2 protein-coding genes are annotated in these 1,139 nt (G+C 39.1%); both read right to left on the bottom strand.

The features are described from left to right. Positions 1–124: 124 nt before the first annotated feature. Positions 125–580 carry a hypothetical protein gene (locus L976_RS01705; RefSeq protein ID WP_037426974.1) on the bottom strand — a complete coding sequence of 152 codons (456 nt, stop codon included), beginning with the start codon at positions 578–580 and terminating at the stop codon, positions 125–127. Between the two features lie 94 nt (positions 581–674). Beyond that, positions 675–830 carry a hypothetical protein gene (locus L976_RS23090; RefSeq protein WP_156143140.1) on the bottom strand — a complete coding sequence of 52 codons (156 nt, stop codon included), beginning with the start codon at positions 828–830 and terminating at the stop codon, positions 675–677. Positions 831–1,139: the final 309 nt, after the last annotated feature.

Raw genomic sequence — 1,139 nt, 5'->3', positions numbered from 1 at the left:
TGATCACAATGCGGGGAATGAGTTCAAAAAAAATCCCTGAGCATTGTTCAGGGATTTGTGTATGAGAGACAGGCATTTAGCTGGCTTTCGGTGTTTACACGAACACAGATGAGGTATCGATAGGTTAAATATCGTCCATCCGGATAGTGCTGTGAACTAATCGTTGCTGTTGAGTTTTCTCAACTCGAATTAAGCCTTCTAATGCCGCACGCGCATCTTCAGCGGTGGTTGAGTTGACGGTTTTTTCCAATAAGCCAATCAGACGATTTTCCAAGTCGAGATGTAAATTCAACACATCATCTTCGTTCATATTGGCGGGTAACATGGTATCTTGGCAACGCTTAGTAAAATCTTCAAACACAAAGTCTTTATACCAAGTATCAAGAACCCTCGCTGGCGCCTCATCCATATAATCACGCAATTTTTCAGCGACATGCTTTTGATGAGATTCAAAATACTCCAGCATCATCTTTACTCGAGCGGAGTCAGCATGATTGTTCAGTCGGCCATAGAGTTGCGCCATATCTAAGCGGCAGTTCGCCACATACTCAAGTAAATCACGTAATTGTTGAATACGCATATAATGCACTCCAGTGTTAAGCCAACTACTTGGCGCTATTAACTTTGTCTGGATTCATTATGTAAGTAAAAGCGTTACGAATATTTGAACAAGGTCATAATTTAACTTTCGCAACGCCATCTAATTTAGGAATTCTTGAAGAAACAAGGTGCAGATCACGCATTAACCTTGCTGTTTTATTTTTTACAAAATAGAAAACATCATCGACAACAGCCGCAGAGCAGGCAAATTCTGCAACACTTAACCGCATTAGTATTAAAAATAACCATTAAAACAAAGGTTAATAAATTGCAGCGATGAACGTGCTCAAAAAATGCATGGAATAATCAACAACGGAACAGACATGTTAAGTGTACAGAAAAGTAAAATAGCGCTATGTCAGTTGCGATAACTTAGTTTGAAATGATGAAGATTTTATGGGGAGACTGATGAGAAAAATTGGAGCGACATATCGGGTTCGAACCGATGACCTATACCTTGAAAAAGAAAGGTATCGCAATATCAAAAGCACAAATGAGCTAATGCTAATTGAGTACTTGATTATGGGGAGATTTAGAAA

It is taken from the genome of Shewanella sp. ZOR0012 (assembly GCF_000798835.1).
In the GTDB taxonomy this organism is placed as follows: Bacteria; Pseudomonadota; Gammaproteobacteria; order Enterobacterales; family Shewanellaceae; genus Shewanella; species Shewanella xiamenensis.
Note: the sequence above shows the minus strand (reverse complement) of the source record. Positions and strands in the feature narration are given on the sequence as shown.